General features: G+C 66.8%; 10 protein-coding genes. 5 read left to right on the top strand and 5 right to left on the bottom strand.

The annotated features are described in order from the left end of the window. The 4 genes from purL to rnc form a co-directional block, all read left to right on the top strand. A partial coding sequence (gene purL / locus ACK5IR_RS05635; RefSeq protein ID WP_416926760.1) for a phosphoribosylformylglycinamidine synthase subunit PurL occupies positions 1-1,642 on the top strand: 1,642 nt, incomplete at its 5' end. A gap of 394 nt (positions 1,643-2,036) precedes the next feature. Next, positions 2,037-2,450 (top strand): holo-ACP synthase, encoded by a 414-nt coding sequence (gene acpS / locus ACK5IR_RS05630; protein WP_416926758.1) that lies wholly within the window; start codon positions 2,037-2,039, stop codon positions 2,448-2,450. A 70-nt stretch (positions 2,451-2,520) separates the two neighbouring features. Then, positions 2,521-3,312: a signal peptidase I gene (gene lepB, locus ACK5IR_RS05625; protein ID WP_416926756.1), complete on the top strand. Its 792-nt coding sequence runs from the start codon at positions 2,521-2,523 to the stop codon at positions 3,310-3,312. Beyond that, complete coding sequence (gene rnc, locus ACK5IR_RS05620; protein WP_416926754.1) at positions 3,309-3,992, top strand: ribonuclease III; 684 nt, start codon at positions 3,309-3,311, stop codon at positions 3,990-3,992. The genes lepB and rnc overlap by 4 nt, the downstream gene beginning before the upstream one ends. Positions 3,993-3,994: 2 nt before the next feature. Here the strand turns inward: rnc and ACK5IR_RS05615 are convergent, their stop codons facing one another. From ACK5IR_RS05615 to ACK5IR_RS05595, 5 genes are all read right to left on the bottom strand, one after another. Continuing rightward, complete coding sequence (locus ACK5IR_RS05615) at positions 3,995-4,660, bottom strand: DNA-3-methyladenine glycosylase I (RefSeq protein ID WP_416926752.1); 666 nt, start codon at positions 4,658-4,660, stop codon at positions 3,995-3,997. Further along, entirely contained in the window at positions 4,657-5,391 is a 735-nt protein-coding gene (recO, locus tag ACK5IR_RS05610) for a DNA repair protein RecO (RefSeq protein WP_416926750.1), read from the bottom strand. Before recO ends, ACK5IR_RS05615 begins: the two co-directional genes overlap by 4 nt. Before the next feature lie 58 nt (positions 5,392-5,449). After that, positions 5,450-5,776: a DUF1491 family protein gene (locus ACK5IR_RS05605; RefSeq protein ID WP_416926748.1), complete on the bottom strand. Its 327-nt coding sequence runs from the start codon at positions 5,774-5,776 to the stop codon at positions 5,450-5,452. Next, positions 5,773-6,681 carry a GTPase Era gene (gene era, locus ACK5IR_RS05600; RefSeq protein WP_416926746.1) on the bottom strand — a complete coding sequence of 303 codons (909 nt, stop codon included), beginning with the start codon at positions 6,679-6,681 and terminating at the stop codon, positions 5,773-5,775. Before era ends, ACK5IR_RS05605 begins: the two co-directional genes overlap by 4 nt. 394 nt (positions 6,682-7,075) lie before the next feature. Continuing rightward, a complete protein-coding gene (locus tag ACK5IR_RS05595; protein ID WP_416926744.1) occupies positions 7,076-7,840 on the bottom strand; it encodes a pyridoxine 5'-phosphate synthase in 765 nt (254 codons plus the stop codon). 127 nt (positions 7,841-7,967) lie between these two features. Between ACK5IR_RS05595 and ACK5IR_RS05590 the strand changes: the two genes are divergently transcribed. Further along, positions 7,968-8,519: a hypothetical protein gene (locus ACK5IR_RS05590; RefSeq protein WP_416926742.1), complete on the top strand. Its 552-nt coding sequence runs from the start codon at positions 7,968-7,970 to the stop codon at positions 8,517-8,519. Positions 8,520-8,622: the final 103 nt, after the last annotated feature.

Raw genomic sequence — 8,622 nt, 5'->3', positions numbered from 1 at the left:
TAACGGCAACTGCCTTGTCAACGCCTTCGCCGCCGGGCTGGCCGATGCGGATGCGATCTTCTATTCGGCGGCTTCCGGCGTCGGCATGCCGGTGGTCTATCTCGGCGCGAAAACCGGGCGTGACGGGGTGGGCGGTGCCACCATGGCCTCTGCCGAGTTTGACGAAACCATCGAGGAAAAGCGCCCCACCGTGCAGGTTGGCGATCCGTTCACCGAAAAGCGCCTGATGGAGGCCTGCCTGGAGCTGATGGCCACCGGCGCGGTGATCTCCATTCAGGATATGGGCGCGGCGGGGCTGACCTGTTCGGCGGTGGAGATGGGCGACAAGGGGGGCCTCGGCATCCGCCTCGATCTGGACCGCGTGCCGCAGCGCGAAGCGGACATGACGCCCTACGAGATGATGCTCTCCGAAAGCCAGGAACGCATGCTCATGGTGCTGCGCCCCGAAAAGGAGGCCGAGGCACGTGCGGTATTCGACAAGTGGGACCTCGATTTCTCCGTCGTGGGCGAGACCATCGCCGAGGACCGTTTCCTGATCGAGCACAAGGGGCAGGTGGTGGCCGACCTGCCGCTGGCCACGCTTGCCGGATCGGCGCCGGAATACGACCGGCCGTGGATCGAAACCCCGCCAGCCCCGGCGATGGAACCGGTTCCGGGGATCGACCCGCTCGACGGGCTCCGGGCGTTGATAGCCTCTCCCAATTACGGGCGGAAATCCTGGGTCTACGAGCAATACGACCAGATGGTCATGGCCGATACGGTCCGCCTGCCCGGCGCGGGTGCGGGCGTCGTCCGGGTGCACGGAACCGCCAAGGCGCTGGCCTTCACCTCGGACGTGACGCCACGCTATGTGCGCGCCAACCCGTTCGAGGGCGGCAAGCAGGCGGTGGCCGAGGCGTTCCGCAATCTCTGCGCGGTCGGTGCCCGCCCTCTGGCCGCAACCGACAACCTCAATTTCGGCAATCCCGAAAAGCCCGAGATCATGGGCCAGTTCGTCGGCGCCATCAGGGGTATCGGCGCGGCCTGCGCGGCGCTCGACATGCCCATCGTCTCGGGCAACGTTTCGCTCTATAACGAGACCGACGGCGAGCCGATCCTGCCGACCCCGACCATCGGCGCGGTGGGACTGCTCGACGATCTTTCGCAACTGATCGGGCGCGAGGCGCGCGAGGGTCATGTGCTGCTGCTGCTGGGAGCGGCGGGCAGCCATCTCGGCCAGTCTGCCCTGCTTGCCGAGGTTTTCAACCGCGAGGACGGCGATGCCCCCGCCGTCGATCTTGCGGCCGAGCGCGCGCATGGCGAGTTCATTCTCGCCAACCGCCCATGGATCGATTGCTGCACCGATATCTCGGATGGCGGGCTGGCGCTCGCCGCCTTCGAGATGGCCGAGGCGGCCGGAGTCGGCGTGGCCGTCGATACGGACGATACCGCAGCGCTCTTTGGCGAGGATCAGGCGCGCTATCTTGTCGCCTGTTCCTTCGACAAGGCCGAGACGCTGATGGTCGAGGCCGGCAAGGCCGGCGTGCCGCTGCACAGCGTCGGCCGGTTCCATGGCGATGCGGTGCGTTTCGGCCATTCCCAAGCGCCGCTGAACGAGCTTTCGCAGCTTTACCGCGGCAGCTTCGCCGCTGCGGTCGGCTGATACCGGCCGCAAGGATCGACCAAAGGTAAAATCGGCGATGCGGACTTTGCTGCCGTTCGGAGGGCAGCCCCGGCCCGGAACAAGGGGCGTCAGCCCCGCCGGGCCAGCGGCCGACCGCCCGCACGGGCGGCCGCTTCCTCGCTGTAGCGCACCGAACAGGCGTTCGATGTGACGGCACGATAAAGTGAAGACCTCCAGTGTAGCAGCGGCCCCCCGCGGTCGTCCGCCGACCCGTCTCCGCGCTCATGATTTTTGTTACAATGGGCTCGGTGTCGCCTTTCGCAAGGCGGTCAGCCTTCCTGCTATCCGCAGTCGCAAACCTCAGTCGCAGAAACGAATGCCCTTTCCATGGCCTGCCGGAGCGATTATCGAACCACCACACAGGAGGCCCCCCTTGATCCTCGGCATCGGCACCGATCTTGCGAATATCGAACGTATCGCCGGCACGCTGGAGCGGTTCGGCGACCGGTTCCGCAACCGTGTCTTCACCGAAACCGAACAGCGCAAGGCAGAAGCGCGGCACGATGTGGCGGGCACCTATGCCAAGCGATGGGCGGCCAAGGAGGCCTGTTCCAAGGCGCTCGGCACCGGGTTGCGCATGGGCATCTCGTGGAAGGACATGGGCGTCAGCAACCTGCCCACCGGGCAGCCGGTGATGCATCTGACCGGCTGGGCCGGCGAACGGCTCGCCGCGATGACGCCGGCGGGCTTTGAAGCCATCGTCCATGTCACGCTGACCGACGATCACCCCTGGGCGCAGGCGTTTGTGGTGATCGAGGCGCGGCCCTGCCGGTCCGAGACCGCTTGACTCCCCGTCCGGCCGCGACCATGAAACGCGGGCCCGCGAAAGGGGCGGCGGATCGAGGCAGGGGACAGGCATGGACAAGGCAGAGAACGGGCTGGTCGAAACGATCAAGACGATCGTTTATGCGCTGCTGATCGCAGTCGTTTTCCGCACGCTTTTCTTTCAGCCGTTCTGGATTCCCTCCGGGTCGATGAAGGATACGCTGCTGATCGGCGACTTCCTGTTCGTCAACAAGATGGCCTATGGCTATTCGCGCTATTCCTGCCCGTTCAGCATCTGCCCGATCTCGGGGCGTATTCTCGACGATACGTTCTTTTCCGGCGAACCCGAGCGCGGCGATGTCGTGGTGTTCCGCCATCCGGTCAACGGCTCGGATTTCATCAAGCGGCTGATCGGCCTGCCGGGCGACCGGGTGCAGATGAAGAACGGGGTCCTGTTCATCAACGACGAGCCGGTCGGGCTGGAGCCCGCCGGAACCTTCGACGAGGTGATGGAGCCGCAGGGATCGCAGGGGCGCCCGCCGCTCTGCGCCAACGCGCCCGTGGGCGAGGGGGGCGTCTGCCAGAAGGAACGTTTCATCGAAACCCTGCCCAACGGGGTCTCGCATGACATCCTCAACATCGGAAACGGCCCCACCGACAACACGCCGGTCTTCACCGTGCCCGACGGCCATTACTTCTTCATGGGCGACAACCGCGACAATTCGCTCGACAGCCGCGTCAACCAGCTTGCCCGCGGCGTCGGCTTCGTACCGGCGGAAAACCTGATCGGCCGGGCCGACCGCATCATGTTCTCGTCGGCGGGCAAATCGCTGTTTTTCGTCTGGACCTGGCGCGCCGACCGTTTCTTCAAGGGGGTCGAGTGAGGCTGTCCGCTGAACTCAGGGCCTTTCAGGGCCGGCTGGGCCATTCGTTCCACCGGCCGGAGCTTCTGGTGCGGGCGCTCACCCATCCGTCGATTTCGACCGAAACGCGCCCTTCGAACCAGCGGCTGGAGTTTCTCGGCGACCGGGTGCTCAACCTGACCATCGCCGAGGCGCTGTTCCGCGCCGACCGCCTCGCCGACGAGGGCCAGCTTGCGCCGCGCTACAACGTGCTGGTGCGCAAGGAGACCTGTGCCGATGTCGCCCGCCAGATCGACCTTGGCACGGCGCTGAAACTCGGCCGGTCCGAGATGATGTCGGGCGGGCGCAGGAAGGATGCGCTGCTTGGCGATGCGATGGAGGCGGTGATCGCCGCGATCTATCTCGACGGCGGGCTGGAGCCGGCGCGCGCCGCGGTGCTGCGGCTCTGGGGCGGACGGATCGACGCCGCCGAGGAACAGGCCCGCGACCCCAAGACCGCGTTGCAGGAATGGGCACAGGCCCGCGCCATGCCGCCGCCCGACTATGTCGAGACACGCCGCTCCGGCCCCGATCACGCGCCGCGGTTCACTATCGAGGCGCGGCTCGCCAGTGGCGAAACCGCCAGCGCGACGGCCGGCTCGAAACGCCACGCCGAACAGGCGGCGGCCGAGGCATTGCTGAAGCGCGTTGAAGGAACCTGACCTCAGTCCGGAACCGCGAGTGCCAGCGTGCGGCTGATCACGGCATAGGGTACGCCGCTTTCCTCGTGCCAGGTGTTGAACGCCTCCTGCGCCCGGACGCGGGCGGCTTTCGAGGTTGCCGCGCCGTCGAGCGCGCCTGCCATGTTCAGCGCCGCCACCACCGATTTCGACAGCAGCGGCCCGTCGTAGCCCAGAACGCGCAGCGCATAGGGCCCGGTCATCCCGCCGAGCCGGGCGCCGCACCGCCCGAGCAGATCGTAAAGCCCCATGGCGTCCGTTGCCGGCCAGTCGGCAAGGAATCGCGCCGCCGAACCATGCGCGCGCGCCAGATCGCCGAGGAATATCGCATTGTCGCGCACGCTGAGGATCTTGGCTCCATGGCGGACGATGCCGGTATCCCGCAGGTGGGCATCCAGATCGTCGTCCGACATCATGGCATTGCGCGCGATATCGAACCGATGAAAGGCCGCCTCGAAACCCGGCCATTTGCCATCGACCACCTTCCAGCTCAGCCCGGTCTGAAAGATGCGACGCGAGAATTCCGCAAGAACCCGGTCGTCGGACAGGTCGCGCAGCGGCCGCTCCGGCGGCCCGGGCATGCGCGCGGCCAACTCATGCTCGCCCTTGCGGGCGATGGCGATCCGGCGAATTTCGGCAAAGCTCTTCATGACGGCTCCCCATGGCGGTCGAACAGGCTGACGAAACGGTGGCGGGCCGGCGGAAGCGGGCGATCGCCCAGCGACGGTGCAAGCCGGCTTTCGAGGAAATGGCCGGTTGTGCGCAGCCCCGCCGCGACCTCGGCCAGATCGGCGGGTGCTTCGCCGCGCAGCGCCGGCGGCAGCGGCAGCAGGCGTTCCGCCCAGTCTCCGGCCCCGGCCCGGCTGACCGCGCGTCCGCTGCGCGGCGAGACATAGGCCAGATCGTCGGTCGCCCCGGTGACCGCGCAGCACGAAAGATCGAGCGCGAAGCCCATCTCCTCCAGCAGCGCCCTTTCCCACATCAGGTAGAGCCCCGGCCAGCGCATGTCGGTGCCGAGCGCATCGAACAGGTGCTGGCTCGCCTCGTACAGGCCGGAATGCGGTTCACGTTCGGGCAGGACGAAGGACAGCAGCGCGCAGGCCGACCCGAGGGCGTAGAGCGCGCGGCGGTCCGACAGGACAGCACCGGCGCGCGACCGCAGCGGTTCGACGCGGAACGTTCCGATATGCTCTTCCAGCCGCGCATGCCATTCGACCTGCAACTGGGCGCCGGGTTGCAGGACCGGCGTCATCCGGCGCGATACCCCGCCGCGAACCACGCCGGCGCAGCGGCCATGCGCGCGGGTGAATACCTCGACGATGGCTGCGGTCTCGCCGTGCGGGCGCGCCGTCAACAGGGTCCCTTCATCGCGCCAGTCCATCGCACCTCCTGTCGCCGCCGGATCGCGCCCGTTTCCGGGCGAGAGGCCGGATCGGCGGTCACTCCAGCCCCGGCTCGTCCAGCATGTGCCGCCCGGCGCGGCTTTCGACCTCGATCACCCAGATATCGGGGTCGTATTTCCGCTGGCGTTCGATCAGCGCGTCGATCTCGCCTTCCGGCCCCTCGGACAGAATATCCCACGGGCGCGATCCGTCCATCGCCATGATCCGCTGAAAAAGCCTCGCCGTGCCGTCGAGCGGATTCAGCTTTATCAGTACCGCCCCCGCCGTGTCATCGCCGTGGGCCAGCACATAGGCCGGGACGGTCTCGATCTGCAGGCGCATCAGATAGGCCTGAACCCACAGGCCCGCCGCCAGCCTGCTCACGCGTTTCCATCCCGGAAATCCAGCCCCATCTCGGAATAGCGCTCGGCCTCGTCCAGCCAGCCGGGCCGCACCTTGACCTGCAGGAACAGATGCACCTTGCGGTCGAGAAACGCCTCAAGTTCGGCGCGCGACGCCTGTGAGATCGCCTTGACCGTCTCGCCGCCCTTGCCCAGTACGATTCCCTTGTGCCCGTCGCGGGCGACGTAGATCACCTGATCTATGCGGACCGACCCGTCCTTGCGTTCCTGCCAGCTCTCGGTTTCGACCGTAAGCTGATAGGGAAGTTCCTGGTGAAGCCTCAGCGTCAGTTTCTCGCGCGTCATTTCGGCCGCGATCATCCGTAACGGCAGGTCGGCGATCTGGTCTTCGGGGTAGAGCCACGGCCCTTCGGGCAGTTCGCGCGCCAGCCATGCGCGCAGATCGTCGACGCCATAGCCCTTCTCGGCCGAGATCATGAATGTCCCGGCAAAGGGCCAGGCGGCGTTCAGTTGCTGCGTCAGCGCCAGAAGGCTCTCCGATTTCACCCGGTCGATCTTGTTGATCGCCAGCGCCACCTTGCGGCCCGAAGTCCGTTCGCCAAGCGCATCGAGGATGGCGCGAACCCCCTCGGTCAGGCCGCGATGCGCCTCGACCAGCAGCACCACGATATCGGCATCCGCCGCCCCGCCCCAGGCGGCGGCCACCATCGCCCGGTCGAGCCGGCGGCGCGGGCGAAACAGGCCCGGCGTGTCGACAAAGACGATCTGGCTCTCGCCCTCGATCGCCACTCCGCGAATGCGGGCGCGGGTGGTCTGCACCTTGTGGGTCACGATCGACACCTTCGCCCCGACCATCCGGTTCAGAAGCGTCGACTTGCCGGCGTTGGGCTCTCCGATCAGGGCAACGAAGCCGCATCGTGTGGCCATCGAATCCATCCTTTGCTGGGGTTACCGGCATGTAGTCGAATTGTGCCGGATCATCCAGCCCGCTCCGGTCTGCAACCGATGGTCCTGAAGAAAGACCGTGTTTCGGCTCGCGAAAGAGGGCATCGAGCCCATTGTGACGGTAATCAACTATCAACTGGCATGACGGAGGGCGGCGCCCGTCTGCCGGGTGGGCGCGCAGCGCTTGTGGTCTTCACTTCATGCCTGCCACGAACCTCCAACGTTCGTGCGCGCGGCGAGGTCGCAAGGCGCCCGCCCGGGCCGCTGAAGCGGCTGTTCCGGGCGAAGGGAGAATGGCAGCTTCGTTCCGCACAGCCCGCCGTTGCAAGGGATCAGCCTCGAATACCCTGTCCGCCATGCAACAGCCGGCGCCGGCTCACCCCTGCGCCCGCACCTCGTCCATCAGCCGGCGCATTTCGCGGATCGAGGCGTCGAGGCCGACGAAGATCGCCTCGCCGATTAGGTAATGGCCGATGTTGAGTTCCACCACTTCGGGGAAGGCTGCGACCGGCTTCACCGTGTCATAGGTCAGCCCGTGCCCGGCATGGACCTCCAGACCCAGCGATTGGGCGAAGGCGGACATGTCGCGCAGCCGGGCAAGCTCCGCATCGCGGTCGGCAAAACGCCCCTCCGCATGGGCATCGCAATAGGCGCCGGTATGAAGCTCGACCACCGCCGCACCGATCCGGCGCGCGGCCTCGATCTGGCGGGCGTCGGCGGCGATGAAGATCGACACCCGGATGCCGGCATCGCGCAGCGGCGCGATGAAATGGGCCAGCCGGTTCTCGTCCTGCGCCACCTCCAGCCCGCCCTCCGTCGTGCGTTCCTCGCGCTTCTCGGGTACGATGCAGACGGCATGGGGCCGGTGACGCAGCGCGACGGCCTGCATCTCGGCGGTGGCGGCCATCTCCAGGTTGAGCGGCACGGTGAGATGCACCGAAAGCGCATCGATATCGGCGTCGCCGATGTGGCGGCGATCTTCGCGCAGATGGGCGGTGATGCCGTCGGCGCCCGCCGCTTCGGCGATCCGGGCCGCGCGCAGCGGGTCCGGCACATTGCCGCCGCGCGCATTGCGCACCGTGGCCACATGGTCGATATTGACGCCCAGCCGCAGGCGGCGGGTAATTTCCTGTCCGGTCATGATTGCCCCATCCGTCGTGTCCCCGCAGACATAGACGCGACGCCCGCGACGCGAAAGCCCGCCGATCAAATTGCGCCGGGCGCCGGGCTCGGGTATGCGCGGGAAAGTCACAGGAGACCCGAGCACCATGATCCCGATGCGCCGCCGCCTAGTCGCCCTTGCCATCCTGTCGTTCCTGGCCGGGTGCGCGGGCAGTTCCGAACAGGTGGCCATGCGCCAGGTCGAACCGCTGGGGGCGTTCAAACTGGGGTATGTCGTCGTCGTGGCGGACAATGCGCAAAAGGTCCAGCCGTCGCGCAACGTGACCGAAGCCGAGTGGGAAAACGCGATGAAGGCCGCGCTCGAACGCAGGTTCAAGCCGCTCGCCGGCGACCAGTTCTATCATGTCGCCGTCGCCGTGCGCGGCTATTCGGTGGCGGTTCCCGGCGTGCCCGTGGTCATGTCGCCGAAATCGGTGATCGTGGTCGAGGCTAACGTCTGGGACGATGCGAAACAGGCCAAGATCAACGAAAAGCCCAAGCAGTTCGTCGTCCTCGAATCGGTCAGCCCCGATACGGTGATCGGGTCGGGGCTCACGAAGTCGAAATCCGAGCAGGTGGCCAACCTCTCGGCGAACGCGGCCCGGCAGATCGAGGACTGGATGCGCGACCATCCCGAGTGGTTCGCCAAACGGAATTGACCCGCCGGGCGCGGAATACGCGAAATACGGGCTGCCTGCGACGGCAATCCCCTTGATTTTCCGTGCCGCAGGCAATAACTCGCGCGCGATATGGAACCGGGCC

This window comes from Tropicimonas sp. (assembly GCF_047971885.1).
GTDB lineage: Bacteria > Pseudomonadota > Alphaproteobacteria > Rhodobacterales > Rhodobacteraceae > Tropicimonas.
The sequence above is the reverse complement of the archived record's forward strand: the minus strand, read 5'-3'. Positions and strand labels throughout refer to the sequence as shown.

What these genes read in the sequence shown, in the direction of transcription:
- ACK5IR_RS05595 (WP_416926744.1), bottom strand. Translation starts at nt 7,840, where the DNA reads ATGACCGGACAGGAAATTACCCGCCGCCTGCGGCTGGGCGTCAATATC.
- era (WP_416926746.1), bottom strand. Translation starts at nt 6,681, where the DNA reads ATGGCCACACGATGCGGCTTCGTTGCCCTGATCGGAGAGCCCAACGCC.
- ACK5IR_RS05615 (WP_416926752.1), bottom strand. Translation starts at nt 4,660, where the DNA reads ATGAAGAGCTTTGCCGAAATTCGCCGGATCGCCATCGCCCGCAAGGGC.
- ACK5IR_RS05590 (WP_416926742.1), top strand. Translation starts at nt 7,968, where the DNA reads ATGATCCCGATGCGCCGCCGCCTAGTCGCCCTTGCCATCCTGTCGTTC.
- lepB (WP_416926756.1), top strand. Translation starts at nt 2,521, where the DNA reads ATGGACAAGGCAGAGAACGGGCTGGTCGAAACGATCAAGACGATCGTT.
- recO (WP_416926750.1), bottom strand. Translation starts at nt 5,391, where the DNA reads ATGGACTGGCGCGATGAAGGGACCCTGTTGACGGCGCGCCCGCACGGC.